At 71.0% G+C, this 15,822-nt stretch carries 16 protein-coding genes and 1 tRNA gene; 7 read left to right on the top strand and 10 right to left on the bottom strand.

The features are described from left to right. Positions 1-89 precede the first annotated feature (89 nt). Entirely contained in the window at positions 90-1,139 is a 1,050-nt protein-coding gene (locus BIU95_RS18115) for an amidase domain-containing protein (RefSeq protein WP_071250345.1), read from the bottom strand. Positions 1,140-1,246: 107 nt separating this feature from the next. On the opposite strand from BIU95_RS18115, the gene BIU95_RS03435 reads away from it, so the two are divergent. Continuing rightward, positions 1,247-1,630: a hypothetical protein gene (locus tag BIU95_RS03435; RefSeq protein WP_017887983.1), complete on the top strand. Its 384-nt coding sequence runs from the start codon at positions 1,247-1,249 to the stop codon at positions 1,628-1,630. Positions 1,631-1,736: 106 nt separating this feature from the next. Here BIU95_RS03435 and BIU95_RS03430 read toward each other — a convergent pair whose 3' ends face one another. From BIU95_RS03430 to galU, 5 genes are all read right to left on the bottom strand, one after another. Then, positions 1,737-2,564 (bottom strand): hypothetical protein, encoded by an 828-nt coding sequence (locus BIU95_RS03430; protein ID WP_056071707.1) that lies wholly within the window; start codon positions 2,562-2,564, stop codon positions 1,737-1,739. Between the two features lie 215 nt (positions 2,565-2,779). Then, a tRNA-Ala gene (locus BIU95_RS03425) sits at positions 2,780-2,855 on the bottom strand. Between the two features lie 73 nt (positions 2,856-2,928). Then, on the bottom strand, positions 2,929-4,038 hold the full coding sequence (locus BIU95_RS03420) for a hypothetical protein (protein WP_071250342.1): 1,110 nt from the start codon (positions 4,036-4,038) through the stop codon (positions 2,929-2,931). 118 nt (positions 4,039-4,156) lie between these two features. Then, on the bottom strand, positions 4,157-4,816 hold the full coding sequence (locus BIU95_RS03415) for a GNAT family N-acetyltransferase (protein ID WP_017887986.1): 660 nt from the start codon (positions 4,814-4,816) through the stop codon (positions 4,157-4,159). An 87-nt stretch (positions 4,817-4,903) separates the two neighbouring features. Next, entirely contained in the window at positions 4,904-5,794 is an 891-nt protein-coding gene (gene galU / locus BIU95_RS03410; protein ID WP_017887987.1) for a UTP--glucose-1-phosphate uridylyltransferase GalU, read from the bottom strand. Between the two features lie 114 nt (positions 5,795-5,908). Between galU and BIU95_RS03405 the strand changes: the two genes are divergently transcribed. The 3 genes from BIU95_RS03405 to mscL all read left to right on the top strand — a co-directional run bounded on the left by BIU95_RS03405 (position 5,909) and on the right by mscL (position 7,356). After that, entirely contained in the window at positions 5,909-6,493 is a 585-nt protein-coding gene (locus tag BIU95_RS03405; RefSeq protein WP_017887988.1) for a 5-formyltetrahydrofolate cyclo-ligase, read from the top strand. Between the two features lies 1 nt (position 6,494). Beyond that, a complete protein-coding gene (locus BIU95_RS03400) occupies positions 6,495-6,785 on the top strand; it encodes an FmdB family zinc ribbon protein (RefSeq protein WP_071250341.1) in 291 nt (96 codons plus the stop codon). 76 nt (positions 6,786-6,861) lie between these two features. Continuing rightward, positions 6,862-7,356, top strand: coding sequence for a large conductance mechanosensitive channel protein MscL (gene mscL / locus BIU95_RS03395; protein ID WP_042540047.1), 495 nt, complete (start codon positions 6,862-6,864; stop codon positions 7,354-7,356). 109 nt (positions 7,357-7,465) lie between these two features. Here mscL and BIU95_RS03390 read toward each other — a convergent pair whose 3' ends face one another. Together BIU95_RS03390 and BIU95_RS03385 are read right to left on the bottom strand one after the other, a co-directional pair. Continuing rightward, on the bottom strand, positions 7,466-8,050 hold the full coding sequence (locus BIU95_RS03390; RefSeq protein ID WP_042540049.1) for a CDP-alcohol phosphatidyltransferase family protein: 585 nt from the start codon (positions 8,048-8,050) through the stop codon (positions 7,466-7,468). Between the two features lie 352 nt (positions 8,051-8,402). After that, positions 8,403-12,230, bottom strand: a complete 3,828-nt coding sequence (locus BIU95_RS03385) for an ATP-binding protein (protein WP_017887993.1) — start codon at positions 12,228-12,230, stop codon at positions 8,403-8,405. Between the two features lie 143 nt (positions 12,231-12,373). Here BIU95_RS03385 and BIU95_RS03380 point away from each other — a divergent pair, with 143 nt between their 5' ends. The 3 genes from BIU95_RS03380 to BIU95_RS03370 all read left to right on the top strand — a co-directional run bounded on the left by BIU95_RS03380 (position 12,374) and on the right by BIU95_RS03370 (position 14,784). Next, positions 12,374-13,246, top strand: a complete 873-nt coding sequence (locus BIU95_RS03380; RefSeq protein ID WP_017887994.1) for a CoA ester lyase — start codon at positions 12,374-12,376, stop codon at positions 13,244-13,246. A 10-nt stretch (positions 13,247-13,256) separates the two neighbouring features. Beyond that, a complete protein-coding gene (locus BIU95_RS03375; RefSeq protein WP_071250339.1) occupies positions 13,257-13,724 on the top strand; it encodes a DUF6264 family protein in 468 nt (155 codons plus the stop codon). Positions 13,725-13,905: 181 nt separating this feature from the next. Then, the gene (locus tag BIU95_RS03370) at positions 13,906-14,784 is read left to right on the top strand and encodes an aldo/keto reductase (protein WP_031260190.1); all 879 of its coding nucleotides are present in this window, start codon (positions 13,906-13,908) and stop codon (positions 14,782-14,784) included. Positions 14,785-14,865: 81 nt separating this feature from the next. On the opposite strand, the gene BIU95_RS03365 is transcribed toward BIU95_RS03370, so the two are convergent. Both BIU95_RS03365 and BIU95_RS03360 read right to left on the bottom strand, forming a co-directional pair. After that, positions 14,866-15,351 (bottom strand): hypothetical protein, encoded by a 486-nt coding sequence (locus BIU95_RS03365; RefSeq protein WP_071250337.1) that lies wholly within the window; start codon positions 15,349-15,351, stop codon positions 14,866-14,868. After that, positions 15,351-15,758: a hypothetical protein gene (locus tag BIU95_RS03360; protein WP_017887998.1), complete on the bottom strand. Its 408-nt coding sequence runs from the start codon at positions 15,756-15,758 to the stop codon at positions 15,351-15,353. The genes BIU95_RS03365 and BIU95_RS03360 overlap by 1 nt, the downstream gene beginning before the upstream one ends. Between the last annotated feature and the right edge of the window lie 64 nt (positions 15,759-15,822).

Genomic DNA, 15,822 nt, shown 5'->3' with positions numbered 1-15,822 from the left:
GCTCTGCAAGACACCGGTGTTCGCCGGTTGAACACGCGCAGACCGCGGTGCGACACGCGAACACCGGTGTCTTGCGGGCCGCGACAGCGCTACGCGTCGAACGTGTGGAACCAGGCCGTCCCACCGGGGTGCTGCACCGTGATCATCTCGTCGAGGTCGCGGTACGGGCCGTCCTGGTTGTGGCTCGCCGACTTGATGCGGATGGTGCCGTCGGACTCGGTGAAGACCTCGGACACGATGGTGGTGTGGTCCGGTGAGCCGTTGGCGTTCCAGTCGAAGAACACGATGTCGCCGACCTGCACCTTGTCGCGCTCGTCCGACGAGCGCCGGGTGAGCCCGAACTCGGCCGCGTTGGTCTCGAGCCACGGGTCCATGGTGGGGCAGTAGGTCCACGTCGCACTGTGCTCGGCGCCGGCCGCGCGGTTGTACCAGTCGGACCGCTGCTTCCAGCCGCGGGCGATGAGCGTCTGGTTGACGTAGTTCGCGCAGTCGCCGCCGATCGGGTTCATGGTGCCGTACTCGGCGAGGTTGTAGTCCTTCCAGTACCGCATCGCGTAGGCGAGCTGCCGGTCGACGTCGGTCAGTGCGGCGTACGCGAGGGTCGTCGTCGCGATGGCACTGCCCGCGTCCGGTGTGGCGGCTGCGGTCGGTGTGGGCGTGGTGGTCGCGGTGTCCTGGGTGGCGCCGCTCTGCCCGTCGTTCGCGGCGCTGCCGTTGCCGTCCGAGGACTGGTTGGCGGACGGGCTCGGCTCGATCGCCGACGTGAAGAGCGCGACGTCGGCGTCACCGGCGGTGTACATCGCCTGGTGCGGGGCCGTGAAGGTCACCTTCGACGCGGTCGCCTCGACGTCGCGCGCAGCGACACCACCGACGGTGACGCCCTTGACCGCGGCGAGCCCGGTCCCCGTGACGGTGACCGTGACGCCACCGGCGAGCGGGACCTGCGCCGGGGCGAGGGCCTTCGCGACGGGCTTCGTCGCGGGGGTGGACGTCGTCCCGCCCCCGCCGCCGGAGCTGCCCCGGCCGCTGCCGCCGTCGCCGCCCTTGTCGCTGCCGGAGGAGCACGCCGCAACGGCGAAACCGATCCCGGCGACGCCGGCGAGGGACAGGAGTGCGCGGCGGTTCATCGAGGCAGTCATGACACGACCAGCGTAAGCGACACCTCCGTCGTTCCGACACGGCATGATCATCTCCGGGGACGAGCGTCCTCCGTGTCCCAGCGGACCCGTTCGGAAGGAACACACACATGCCCGAGAGCCACGACTTCTTCGTCGCCACCGACCCCGAGACCGCCCGTGCCCAGGTGCGCGACGCGCTCGCCCACGAGGGCTACACCGTCGACGACGCCGAACAGGGTGCGCTCCGCGCGACCCGCGGCAGCCTCGGCCTGACGCTGCTCATCGGCGGCATGGCGAACGACCGCACGTTCCACACCCGCCTGGACGTGCAGATCATGATCGCCCCGGACGGCCGCACCGTCGCCCGACTGCTGCGCGGATCCGGCAAGTCCGCGATCAAGGGCGGCGCGCTCGGCGTCTCGCGCGGCAACCGCGCCTTCGAGCAGGCCGCGAACGCGATCCACACCACCTTCGCGCAGTCCGGCGTGCTGACCGAGAGCATCGCGGGCTGACGATCGGGCGGTGGCGACGGGTCTGACGCGACCCTCGGACGGACGGGAGGCCCGGTGCCAGCTGGCACCGGGCCTCCCGTCCGTCGGTCAGGTCAGGTCAGGTCGATCAGGTGCAGGAGACGTTGCGGTCGATGGTGCCGGAGCCGTAGGGCACCTCGACCTGGACCATGGCGATGGTGCCGCCGGGAAGCGGCGTGCCGGAGCAGGCCTTCCGCGCCTTCGTCACCGTGCTCTTGCCGAGCGCGATCCAGTTCGAGCGGCCGTACAGCGGGCTGTTCGCCTTGACGGTGCCGGCGATGGTCTTCCACTGTGACCCGGTCGAGTACAGGCCGATCCGCTTCACGCCGGCGGTCTTGAGCCCGACGATCATGCCCTGCATCGCCGCACGGTTCTGCGCGGTGTCGCGCTGGTACGACAGACCCGTCTCGACGTCGATCCACCAGCGGTAGGCGGACGGGGTCGGGACCCCACGGCTCTGGACGTCGTCGTACCCGCGGGCGTAGCCGTACATGAACGAGCAGGCCAGGGTGAGCTGCTTCTTGCCGCTCTTGGTCACGCACGTGCCGAACGGGTTGGTGGGCACCGTGCCCTGGTAGCTGTTCGACGTCGGCCAGACCGAGGCCTGGAGCCCCGGGTTGGCGAACAGCGCGTACAGCTGGGTCTTCGGCTGGGCCGAACCGCCGACGGACTTCGATGCCCAGTCGAGCTGTTCGGCGAGGCACGGGTTCGTGGTGTTGCCGAGGGACTCGTTGACCCCGACGATGCCGAACGCCTGGTCGGTCGGCACCTGGCTGCCACACTGCGGCCAGGAGATGTCGACACCCAGCGGTGTGACCGCCGCGGACGCACCCGAGGACGGTCCGGCGACCGCGATGCCGGCGGCCACCACCACCGTGGTCGCGATGGTCGCGACGAGACGACTGATACGGAACATGCTCTCCCCCTGGTCGGGCCCGGTGGGCCGGCGACGCCTGTGCGGCGCACCGGGAGTCTAGGGCGATGCGTTGGACAACACACCACCCCGGTGCGTGAACTGTGTCGAACGATCCCCGTTGCTCGGCCTGTGGAGGAAGGTCTCGCCGCACGCGCGCAGCAACGACAGAACGGCCCGGAACCTGTCGGTTCCGGGCCGTTCTCGTGGTTGCCACGTGGTGGAGCTAAGGGGATTCGAACCCCTGACCTTCTCATTGCGAACGAGACGCGCTACCAACTGCGCCATAGCCCCAAGTGCTCGACCACACTAGCACCCTCGTTCGGCCCAGCCGAAATCGCGCGTGGCCCGTCGGGCGTGCCGCGGGTCAGACCGCGCGGCGCCGTCGCATGATCGCGTCGAGGTCGGCCTGCTGGTACGCATCGTCGTCGAGGACGCCCATGCCGGCCCACTTGCTCGGCGGCCCGGCAGGCTCGTCGGTGGGAGCAGGAGCGGCTGGAGCAGGAGCGCCGGGGTCAAGGCCGGCGGACGCGGCCGGGGCCCGGAGCCCGAGCCGCTCGGCGAGACGCCCCTGGTCGTGCGCGGACAGCGACGCCGCCGCCTCTTCGAGCTCGGGACGCATCCGGGACACGGTGGCGAGCGACGGGTCGGACTCGCCCGCACGGATCGCCGCAGCTTCGGCCTCGGCTTCCGCCTTGGCCGCGGCGACGCGCTCCTTCAACCGGGCGGCGAGCTCGGCCGACGACTCGGGCGACGCGGCCGGCGCGGCCGGTCGCTCCACGTAGAGGGGCTTCGGCACGTGGTTCGGGGTCCACGAGCGGTCCTGCGTGGGCACAGCGGGCTGTTCCGTCGACAGGGGCGGCGCCGGGTCGGTCCACGCGGTGGACTGCCGGGAGGCGCGGGTCGCGCCCGTCTCGGCGGCCGCGAGACGCTGCTTCCGCGCCGTCGCCACCTGGTGCAGCTGGGCCAGGACCGCTGCGGACCCACCGGCGGCGACGAGGCCGGCGACACCGACGAGCCAGAGCGACGGCGATGCGATGAAGACCACGAGGGCGATGACGATGCCGAGCGTGCCGAACAGGGTCGCTCCGAGCCGGGAACGGCGCATCCGCATCGCGGTCAGGGCCGGCACGGCGGATGCCCGCTCGAGCACCGGGGCCTGCTCGGCGAGGCGGCGGGTAATCTCACGCTGCCGCGCGGCCTCGTGGGCCCGGACGATGGCGGTGCGCTTGGCCTCTTCGGACCGGGCGACGCGCTGCGCCTGGGCCAGGGACTTCGCGTTCATCTCGATGCGGACCTCGTCCGGCAGCTCGGCGGTCTGCGCGAGGATCCGGAGGGTCTGCTGCAGCCGGATGGCGTTCCGCTCGGTGGCCAGGTACTGACGACGGGCGGCCCACGACGGCATCAGGTAGACGAGCCAGAGGACGGCCGCGACGAGCAGGACGATGCCGCCACCCCACGAGCCGATTCCTGCCATGCGAACACGGTAGGGGCGGCGGTTCCCCGGCCCCGTCATTGCCGGACGCGTGTTGCGCGTGTCGGGGCGGAATCCGTGGGAGGTGCGCCGCGCCTCCGGGCCCGTCAGGTGCAGCGCGTCAGATGCGCGGCGTCGTGTCCAGCGGCATCGCGGCCTCGTCGCGAGCGGCGAGCGGCACGGTCCCCACGCCCGGGGGCACCTGCCCCTGGACCCAGCGCTCGAGGACGCCACCGCGGACTTCTTCGGCCACCAGTGCGAAGCAGAAGTGGTCGCGCCAGTCCCCGTTGATGTGGATGTACCGGCGACGGAGCCCCTCGTACCGGAAGCCGAGCTTCTCGACGACCCGCAGGCTCGGGGCGTTCTCCGGCCGGATGCAGATCTCGATCCGGTGCACGCCGAGCGACCGGAAGCAGTGGTCGACGGCGAGGGCGACGGAGATCGGCGTCACGTTGTGGCCGGCGGCGTCCTCGACGACCCAGTAGCCGATCGAGGCGCTCGCGAGCGAGCCGTACGAGATGCCGGAGACGTTGAGCTGCCCGACGAAGCGGCCGTCGAGCTCCATCGCGAACGGCAGACCGAGTCCCGCGCGGGCGTTGGCCTGGAGCGCGCGGATGCTGCCACGGACGTCGGTGGAGACGTGTCCGGAGGGGTTCGTGGCTTCCCAGGTGCGGAGCCACGAGCGGTTCGTCGCGAGTGCCGCGTCGAGGTCGCGGGTGTCGCGGAGCCGGAGGGGGCGGATGGTGACCCGCCCGTGGGACAGGGTCGGGATCGTCGTCATCGCTGGGTTCCTCCGGGGTCCCGCCCCGGTGCGGGACGGGGTGTCCCGCTCGGGTCCGTGATCACCGGACCCGAGCGGGATGGCCGACTATTCGCCCGCGTTGAACTCCTTCAGCCACGACTTGAGGTCGGGGCCGAGGTCATCGCGGTCCGAGGCGAGCTGCACGATCGCCTTGATGTAGTCGAGTTTGTCACCGGTGTCGTACCGGCGTCCACGGAACACGACGCCGTACACGCCGCCGGTCCACTCTTCCGCGCTCGCCATCTTCATGAGCGCGTCGGTGAGCTGGATCTCGCCGCCCTTGCCCGGCTCCTGCTTCTCGAGGACGTCGAAGACCTCGGGACGGATGACGTAGCGGCCGATGATGGCCAGGTTCGAGGGCGCTTCGCCCTGCGGGGGCTTCTCGACGAGGCCGGTGATCTTCACCACGTCGTCGGTCTCGGTCGGCTCGACCGTGGCGATGCCGTACAGGTGCGTCTGCGACTCGGGGACCTCGAGCAGGGCCACGATGGTGGCGTTCTTCTCGCCCTGGACCTCGATCATGCGCTGGAGCAGCGGGTCACGGGCGTCGATGATGTCGTCACCGAGGAGCACGGCGAACGGCTCGCGGCCGACGTGCATCTTCGCGCGGAGCACCGCGTGGCCGAGGCCGAGCGGGTCACCCTGGCGCACGTAGTGCATGTCGGCGAGGTCCGTCGACTGGTTCACCTTCTGCAGCTTCTCGTGGTCGCCCTTCTTGCGGAGGGTCTCCTCGAGCTCCGACACGTGGTCGAAGTGGTTCTCGAGCGCGTTCTTGTTGCGCCCGGTGATCATCAGCACGTCGGTCAGCCCGGCACCGACAGCCTCTTCCACCACGTACTGGATGGCCGGCTTGTCGACGACGGGGAGCATCTCCTTCGGCATCGCCTTGGTCGCGGGGAGGAAGCGGGTACCCAGCCCTGCGGCCGGGATCACCGCCTTCGAAATCTGGAAGCCCATGGTCAGACCGTATCCGATCCCCCTTTCGAGGGCATGTCGTCGCTCCGGGGGACACGGGAGTGCGCGCGTTCCCGGCGGGAAGCCGCAACGACACCCCTCGGTAGACTCCTCGGCATGATCGCCGATCTCGGGAACGAGAAGCGCGCCCTGCGAGCCGAACTCCGGCAGCGGCGGCGCACCCGGACCACGACCGAACGCGACGCGGACACCGAGACCCTGACCGCGACCCTGCAGCGCTTCGTCGAGGAGCGCCAGGTGACGTCCATCGCCCTGTACCTGTCCGCGCCGGACGAGCCGAACGTCCGGCCGTTCCTGAACTGGGCCTTCGAGCAGGGCATCCGCGTGCTGCTGCCCGTCACCCGCGAGGACGGCCTGCTCGACTGGGCCGTGGGCGACGGTGAGAGCGAGACCGAGAGCCTGCTCGGCCTGCCCGAGGTCGTCGGTGAGGTCCTGTCCCCGCTCGCGATCAATGACGTCGACGCCATCCTCGCCCCCGCGGCGGCGGTGGGGCACGACGGGGTCCGCATGGGCTGGGGGCGCGGCTACTACGACAAGACCCTCGGGTCCATGGCGAACCGCCCGCCCGTCTATGCTGTGATCTTCGACGCGGAGTACCTCGACGAGGTCCCGCGCGAACCCCACGACGAACCCGTCGACGGCATCATCACGCCGTCACGCATCATCACGTTCCGGAGCTGATGTGCCCACCTACTCGTACCGCTGCACCGAGTGCGACAACGCGTTCGACATCAAGCAGTCGTTCTCCGACGCCACCCTGACGGAGTGCCCGGTCTGCGGCGGCGTCCTGCGCAAGGTGTTCTCCCCCGTCGGCGTGACCTTCAACGGCGGTGGCTTCTACCGCACCGACTCCCGCCCGGCGCCGAAGGCCGAGGGGTCGTCGAGCGCCCCTGCGAAGTCGGAGCCGAAGAAGTCCGAGCCGGCGAAGAAGCCCGAGTCGAAGCCGAGCAGCTCGAAGTCCGCCGCGTCCTGACGCGGTCTGCGCTCTCCGGATACATTGGGCGCGTCGCCACTCGGCGGCCGTCCTCGACCCGGAAGGAGACCCTCGCATGAAGGGCTTCAAGGAGTTCCTGCTCCGCGGCAACGTCATCGACCTGGCCGTGGCAGTCGTCATCGGTGCGGCGTTCACCGCGATCGTCAGCACGATCGTCAGCGCCCTGATCAACCCGCTCATCGGTGCGGTGTTCAACGCCTCAAGCCTCGACCAAGCCTTGAAGGTCAAGATCCCCACGGTCTCCGGCGAAGGCGCAACGCTCTACTTCGGCGCGATCATCGGCGCGGTCATCAACTTCGTCATCGTCGCCGCTGTCGTGTACTTCGCGCTCGTCGTACCCGTGAACCACCTGAAGAAGGTGGCGTTCGAGCGCGTCAAGAACGACGAGGAGCAGACCCCGCAGGACGTGCCCCCGACCGACGTCGAAGTGCTGCTCGAGATCCGCGACCTGCTCCGCCCGCAGAACGGTGGCGCCGCGAGCACGGGGGCGCACATCGCCCCGTCGAACGCTCCCGAGGGGCCCGGCATCGGCGGCTCGACGAAGCTCTAGCCCCGGCGCACGACCGCGCTCGGACCCGCAAGACACCGGTGTTCCCGCTCTGCACACCCGCAAACCGCGGTGCGCAGCGTGAACACCGGTGTTTTGCGCTGGGCGGGGGTCAGGCGGCGGAGACAGCCCGGCGCTTCGCGAACATCGCGACGGCGTACTGGGCGCCGGCGAGGACGTGCCCCGCGGTGCCGAGGTAGACGAAGACCAGGGCCACGACCCGGACCCACGGCGCGTTCTCGTCGACGGTGTGCACCGCGGAGAACAGCAGCACCGGCAGCCCGACGAACAGCAGTGCCGAGCGGATCTTGCCCGTCCACGTGACGTCGAGGTCCGGGTTGCCGTGGAACAGCACGCTCGACAGGACGACGAGCACCAGGTCGACGAGCACAACGACGGCCACCACCCACCAGGGCAGCAGGCCGACGAGCACCAGGGACAGCACGATCGCGATGATCGCCAGACGGTCGGCGACGGGGTCGATCGCCTTGCCGAGCTTCGAGCCCTGGTCGAACTTCCGGGCGATGAAGCCGTCCGCCCAGTCGCTCACGCCGATCACGACGAGGGCGACGAGCGCCCACCCCGGGTGGCCGGCGACGACGAGGCCGATGAACACCGGGATCAGCACGAGGCGGAACAGCGTGATCAGGTTCGGCCAGGTCTGCCAGTCGGGGCGCTGCCGCGCGGTGTCAGTCATCACGGGCCAGGGTACCGGTTACCAGTGCGGCGGGACGTCGCGCCGGAGCTGGTCGTCGTTCTCACCGTCGCGGTGTCGCGCCGGTTCCGGCGGCGGCGCCGGGGCGTAGCCCGCCACCGGCTGGGTGGTGACGCGCCTGCGGCGCCGCACCGGGCCTCCCGACGGGTCGTCCGTGTCAGGTTGCGGAACCGCTGATCCGGGAGGCGCGGCTGACGACACGTCGTCGGCCCGCGTCCACGTGCCCACCAGCTGGTCCGTCTCCGGCGTCACCGGACCGGCGGGCCGCGAGGCCCGGCGGCTCATCGGCGGGCGGGGCCGACCGTGGACACGCTGGGATCGAGGTCCTGCGTGCTCACCGGCGGGCGGGGATCGGTGGGATCGAGATCTCCTGCGTGGCACCGCGGTCGACCCCGAGCACGGACGCGACGGTGTCGGCAACGCGGTCCGGGTCGGAGAACAGCTGGAACGCGTGCACGCGCACGTAGTGCCAGCCGAGACGACGGAGCACCTCGGGGCGCAGGCGCAGGGACTCGCGCAGCGATCCCTTGACGAGCGACGCGTCGGTCTCGATGGTGACGCACACCCCGCCGTGCGCGGCGACGAGACCGAGCTTGCCACGGTGGCCGAGCGCGACCGGGATGCCGCGCATCTCGAGGCGACGGGCCAGGTCGACGAGCAACGGGTCGGAGTCGTCCGGCACGTACTCGGCGGTCGTGCGGGCGCGCACCTCGGCCAGGATCTCCGCGAGGGCGATGGTGCCGTGGCCCATGCGCTCGGCCTCGATGTCGGACGGCTGGAAGCACGTGACGATGACCATCGAGCGACGGGCACGGGTCATCGCGACCGCGAGCAGCCGCTCGCCGCCGGGCTTGCCGAGCGGACCGAAGTCGCGCAGCACGCGGCCGTGCGGGGTGCGGCCGTAGCCGATGGAGAACACGACACGGTCGCGGCTCTGCGCCACCGACTGCTCGAGCGTCGCCACGATGAACGGTTCGGCGCGGTCGCCGATGACGAACTCGGTCAGGTCCTTGTGGCCCTGGGCGGCGGTCAGCACGGCCTGCTCGACCCGCACGGCGTGCTTCGCCGACGCGGTGATGACCATGAGCGACTCGGTCGGGCGGGTGCGGGCGTGGTCGATGACGAGCCGGACCACGCGGTCCACCTCGGCGTCGACGCTCTCGACGGCACCGGACTCGGGGTCGGGGACGGCTTTGCCGTCGCTGACGTAGTCGAGCGCGATCGAGCCGTGGCCCAGGAACGAGCCGGCCCACGGCAGGGACTCGATCTTGCCGCCGTAGAAGCGACGGTTCACGAGCTCGGCCAGGTCCTCGCCGCCGGCGCGGTACGACCGCGACAGCGACAGGGTGGGCAGCAGGGTGGAGAGCTTCGCGAGTGCGGAGTCCGCGTGGAACGCGTCGAGCGTGCCCTCGTCGACCTGCAGCGCCCGGTGCTCGGGGTCCACGGCGATGCGGAACGGCGACGGTGTCTGGGTGACGGGGTCACCGAACACGACGGTCTGGCGGGCACGACGGACGGCACCGACGGTCTCGGCGATCGTCACGGCACCGGCGTCGACCAGGATCACGGTGTCGAACGGCATCGTGTCGGCGATCTGCGGCACCTCGTACGGGCTCGCGAGCCAGACGGGGGCGATCGACCGGGACAGGTGCGGTGCGGAGTCCTGCAGCAGGCGCGAGGTGATCGCGCCGTCACGCAGCTGCGTCTTGAGCGCCGTCGCTTCTTCGGGCCAGTCGACGAGACCGACCTTCCAGTTCTCGGCGAGCTGCCACGCCAGGCCCTGGGAGACCCCGGCCGCGTGGGCGTCGTCCACCAGGCGGAAGTCGGCCTCGACCCGGTCGAGCATGTCGGTGTTCGCGCCGAGCAGGGCCCGGTCGGACTCGAGCATGGTCTCGAGGGCGGACTGCCACCAGGCGAGCTCGAGCTCGGCCGGCACCTGCACGTCCGGCACGTGCCGGTTCGCCAGGTCGGTGATGAGCGGTTCGAGCTGCAGGTCACGCAGGGTCTGCATGAGCTCGGTGCGCTCCTGCAGGTTGTGCAGGACGTCGGACTCGGCGGCGAGCTCGGCGATGGTCGGGACGAGCTGGTCGACCGGGGTGTTCGCGAGCTGGCGGTCGCGCTCGGTGCGGCCCAGCGGCTCGTCGAGACGCGCGAGGTCCTCGGCGACGTTCGAGAACAGCACCTGCACGTCGGCGATGCCGGTCGGCACCTCGGGGTTCACGCCGGCGGCGACGTAGCGCTGCCAGAGCACGCGCTGCTGCTGGACGCGGGTCAGTGCCTCGTGCAGGTCGGACACGTGCACGCCCGGTCGGACGTACTCACGCGCGAGCTTCTTCAGCCGCCGACGGTTCGTGGACGACATCGGGGCGCCCTCGCCGCGGGGGGCGGTGGCGGCCACGAGCTCGGACACCGAGCGGTCGAACACCACCGGCAGGAAGCGGTCGAGCGTGTCGCGGATCTCGGTGAGCAGGCGCAGGTAGATGCCGAGCTCGTTGATCGTCGTGAACTGGCGCATGTGCGTCGTGCTCACCAGGTCGTGGGCACGGCGGAGCAGGGTCGGCAGGCCGTCGGCGTCCAGGTCCTTCGCGATGCGGTGCGCACGCTGCGCCCCGTCGCTCGAGGAGAACTTCGCGCCGTACCAGGGCGAGTCGTCGGGGCCGTAGCGGAACTCGCCGAGGTTCGCGGCGCTGACCATGGTCTCGGCGACGCGCGACCGGCCGTCGACCATCGAGGCCACGGACTGCTTCGACAGCCGAGCGGTCGTCGACGGGGCGACGGGCAGCAGCGACAGGCGCGACAGCTCCACCAGGCAGTCGAGCACCGAGACGCCGAAGTCGGGGTCCTTGCGGGTGAGCGAGCCGCGGTAGTCCTTCAGCACCTTGCGCAGGCGGACCAGGGCGTCGTCGACCTCGCGGAGGTTCGGCCGCGCGGCCTTCTCGTTGCGGGCGATGGCACGGACGACGTCGCGGCGCAGGGTCGACGGCGTGACGGCGACCCCGGGCAGCTGGACCTCGCCGAAGCGTGCGGCGATGCCCCGCAGGGTGGCGCGGCGCGGGCTCACGACGAGGACGCGCTTGTTCGCCGCGACCAGGCCGCCCAGGGCGTTCACGATGGTCTGGGTGCCACCGGTGCCCGGCAGGGTCTTCACGACGATGGAGTTGCCGGCCGTGATCTGGGCGATCACGTTCTCCTGCTCGTCGTCGGCGTCGAGCAGCAGCGTGTCGGTCTCGGGGCTGCGCTCGTCCGACGGGGTCTGCTCGACGGGGTGGTAGGACTGCTCGACCTGCCACTTCGCGCTCGGGTTGCCTGCCAGGGCGTCCAGCACGGGGTGCGACAGGTCGCCGGTGTCCTCGACCATGCCGGTCGCGACCTCGGCGAAGGCGGACACCACGAGTCGGGCGTGCACCGAGAAGCCCGGGATGTGCGCGGTCAGCCCACGCAGCCGGTCGATGACGGGGTTCGGTGTGAACGAGCCGTCCTGCTGTGCGAGGGCCACGAAGGACTGCGCGTCGAGGATCACCCCGAACTGCTCGTGGAGGGCGTCGGCGAGGCCCGGGTTGAGCACCGGCTCGCCGAGCAGTCGCACCTCGAAGTCGCGTCCGTGCCGACGGATCGCCAGCGGTCGCAGGAGCACGGGGCCGCGGAACTGCTCGTCGCCGTGCTTCCAGTCGGCCATGCCGATGCCGAGCTTCACGGCGTCGATGCCGCGCACGGTGGCGAGCTCGGTGCCCTTCGCCTCGACGTGTCCGGCGGCCACGCGGGCGGCACGGAGCGCCACCTCGTCGCGGATCAGGCTGGACAGCAGGGTCGTCTTGCCGGTGATGAACTGCGCGAGACCACCGGGGTGGGTGGTCGACAGCTCGATGCGGGCGCGCGGGTGGTCGCTGAAGTGCGTGAGCGGGCTGGTGCCACCGACCCCGGTCAGCTGGGTGCGCCAGCCGTCCCACGTCGGTTCCGCCGCGTTGCCCGCCTGCAACCGCGGGTCGCCCAGGCTGATCGCCTGCGGGCTCGTCATCTGCAGCTCCGGGCGGAGCATGCGGTCCGGCTCGTCGTCGGTCCGTTCCTGGTCCACGTCCTGCTGCTCGTCTCGATCGTCGTCGGAGCGCGCGCGGGCACCCTCGACGGGGACGTCGTCGTTCACGTCGTCCTCACCGTCGGTCACCCTGTCCGCTCGCCACACATCCGACACTGTAGGCGGAACCGGACGGCCTCTCTGGCAATGAACCGAGGTTTCGGGGTTTCCGCATCGACGCGGCACGCGTCCGAGCGAGGCGTTCGTCCCCTCTGGTGTGGTACCAACGGGGCATGGCCATCGACGACCGCACCGCTCCGTCCGCCCCCACGCCGAACCGGCGTCGATCGGTCCCCGCCGAGATCTCACGCTCGTGGCTGCTGGTCTCCGGCACCGCGACCGATCGGTTCGACAAGTCCCAGCGGTCCCGCGCCGACCAGATCATCCTGGACATCGAGGACGCCGTCGACCCCGCCGCGAAGCCCTCGGCACGGCAGGGCGTCGCCGCCTGGCTGGCCGGCGGTGGCGAGGCCTGGGTGCGCATCAACGACGTCACGACGGACTTCTGGGCCGACGACGTCGAGGAGCTCCGTGGCCTGCCCGGGCTGCAGGGCGTCATGCTCGCCAAGACCGAGTCCCCCGCCCAGGTCACCGACACCTGGCACCGGCTCGGCGGCCAGACGCCGGTGATCGCCCTGGTCGAGTCGGCGCTCGGCATCGAGGAGTCCGTGTCGATCGCCAAGGCGCAGGGTGCGTTCCGCCTGGCCTTCGGGTCCGGCGACTACCGCCGCGACACCGGGACGAGCGCCGACACCCTCGCGATGGCGTACCCGCGGTCGAAGCTCGTCGTCGCCTCGCGCGTCGGCGACCTGCCCGGCCCGATCGACGGCCCCACGGTCGGGTCGTCGCACCCGATCCTCCGCGAGCAGTCGCAGGTCGCCGTGTCGCTCGGCCTCACCGGCAAGCTCTGCCTGGACACCGAGCAGCTCCCCGTCATCAACGAGGTCATCTCCCCCACCCCGACCGACGTCGCCTGGGCACAGGACTTCCTGGACGACTTCGAGGCCCGCGGCCGGGTCATCCGCGACGGTTCCGACCTGCCCCGACTCGGTCGGGCGCAGAAGATCCAGCGGCTCGCACAGGCGTTCGGGGTCGAGGCGCGGTAGGACTGCACGCATGACCTGGTCCAACGTCCCCGGCCCTCCGCAGCAGCCCTCCTCCGCCCCCACGGACGCGCAGCGCGCGGCGTGGGAGCGCGGCGGCACCACGTTGTTCCCGCCGGCGAAGCTCGCCGACCGGATCTCGACGGTCCTGCTCCTGGTGTTCGGTGCCGTGATGACCGCGATCACGGCGGTCGTCGGCATCATCGCGGTCGCCTCGGCCACGACGTCGTGCGACGCCTCGGCCGGGTGCTCGCCCGGCGGGTACTTCGGTGGCGCCGCCATCGCGGTCGGTGGCGCGTTCGTCATCGGGGTCGCCACGATCGTGCTGTCGATCGGCGCATGGATCCGCCGCAAGCCGTCGTGGTGGATCGCCGCGATCGGCTTCGTGCTCGCGATCGTCGTCATCGCCTGGGGCGGCGTCGTGTTCGCGAACGCCGTCGACAGCGGTTCCGCCGCGTCGTCGGTGTCCGCCAGCGCCTGACCGACACCACCCTTCCGACAGGACACGCGTCGATCGACGCGTGTCCTGTCGGAGAACGCGTGTCCGTTCCGGCCTGGAGGCGCGAAGGCGGGGCCGCCACGGGCCTCCCGTCCGCCTGTCGGTCACGGTCACGGCGTGACCACCTGGGCGTGCGGGCGCACCCCCGGCGCATGCTGGGCCGATGAAGCAACGAGTCATCGGAGACGTGTCCGTCAGTGCCATCGGTCTGGGCGGGATGCCCATGTCGATCGAGGGCCGACCGGACGAGCGTCAGTCCATCGCCACGATCCACGCAGCGCTCGAGAACGGTGTCACGCTCATCGACACCGCCGACGCCTACCACCTCGGCGGCCACGACGAGGTGGGGCACAACGAGGAGCTCATCGCGCGGGCCGTCCGGGAGTACCACGACGACACCTCGGCCGTGCTCATCGCGACGAAGGGCGGACACCTGCGCCCCGAAGCCGGCAACTGGACCCAGAACGGGCACCCGGAGTACCTGAAGGAGGCGGCGAAGGCGTCGGCGAAGCGGCTCGGCGTCGAGCAGATCGGCCTGTACCAGTTCCACCGTCCCGACCCCGCGGTGCCCTACGCCGACTCGATCGGGGCGCTCGCCGAGCTGCTCGACGAGGGCGTCATCCGGATGGCGGGCATCTCGAACGCCGACCCGGACCAGATCCGCACCGCGAACGAGGTGCTCGGCGGACGCCTGGCCTCGGTGCAGAACCAGTACTCGCCGAAGTTCCGCTCGAGCGAGCCGGAGCTCGAACTGTGCGACGAGCTCGGCATCGCGTTCCTGCCGTGGAGCCCCCTCGGCGGCATCGGGAGTGCGGCGGACCTCGGCACGGCGTTCGAGGACTTCGCCTACATCGCCCGCGACCGTGGCGTCACCCCGCAGGTCATCGCCCTGGCGTGGGAGCTGCAGAAGAGCGACGTCGTCGTCCCGATCCCCGGGGCGTCGCGCCCGCAGTCGATCCTGAACTCGATCACCGCGCCGACCGTGCGGCTGCGACCGGAGGACGTCGCACGGCTCGACGCGTCGCAGGCCGCGGCCGCCTGACCCGTCCCCCTGGGATGCACGACGCCCCGCCGCTCCTTCGCAGGAGGGCGGGGCGTCGTCGTGTGTGGTGCGCGGTGGCGGTCAGCTCTTGGCGGGGCAGACGGCCGAAACCTGGTCGAGCGTGCTCTGCACGTCGGACTGGGCCTTCTTGACCTCGGTCGAGTCCTCTGCCGAACCGGACTCGATGGCCGAGCTGTAGCGCTTGGCCGCGCCCGAGAACTCCTCGAACGTGTCGTGCACCTGCTCGTTCGAGACCTTCGTCAGCGCCGAGTCGATGCGCTGGACGAACTCGCCGATGAGCGCCCCGCGGGCCTTCACGTCGGACGGAGCCGTGTTGGCCCCCTGCTCCTTGAGGAACGACGCGAGTTCGTTCTCGAGCAGGGAGCAGGCCTCCTGCTTGCTCTGCGCGGGTGCCGCCGCGGCGGTCTTCGACGCCGAGGGCGCACTGGACGCCCCCGAGTCACCGCCGGACGAGTTGCCACCGTTGCCACCGTCACCGCCGGAGCAACCGGCGAGCAGCGTGAGTGCGAGGCCGGCCGTGGCCAGCGCGGTGAGGGTGCGGCGCATCAGGAGTTGCACTCCTTCTGGAACGCGTTGCCGGCGTCCTGCACCTTGGTGCTGGACTTCGTCAGGCCCGAGACGTCGGCCGACTTCGGGTCCTCGGCGATGTCCTCGATGTCGTCGACCAGGTCGCCGTAGGCCTCTTCGAAGGCGTCGCCCTTGGCCTTCAGGTCGTCGTCCGACAGGTCGTCGACGCCGTCGGAGATCTTCGCGTCGAGCTCCTTGAGCTTCGTGACGGCGGCGTCCGGGTCGGACTGCAGGTTCGCGGCCTCGGACTGCACGCCCTCGGCAGCGGACTTGACGGTCTTCTCGAACTGGGTGCACTGCTCGGCCTTGGACGGCCCGGTGGAGCAACCGGCGAGCAGCGTGAGTGCGAGGCCGGCGGTGGCCAGCGCGATGAGCTTCTTGGGCATGGTGGAGGGTCCCCCTCGATCCGTCCGCACTCCCCCGGATGAGGTGCAGATCCATGATCGAGCG

Source organism: Curtobacterium sp. MCBA15_007 (assembly GCF_001864905.1).
Taxonomy (GTDB): Bacteria; Actinomycetota; Actinomycetes; order Actinomycetales; family Microbacteriaceae; genus Curtobacterium; species Curtobacterium poinsettiae.
This window is presented reverse-complemented; position numbering and strand designations above follow the sequence as displayed.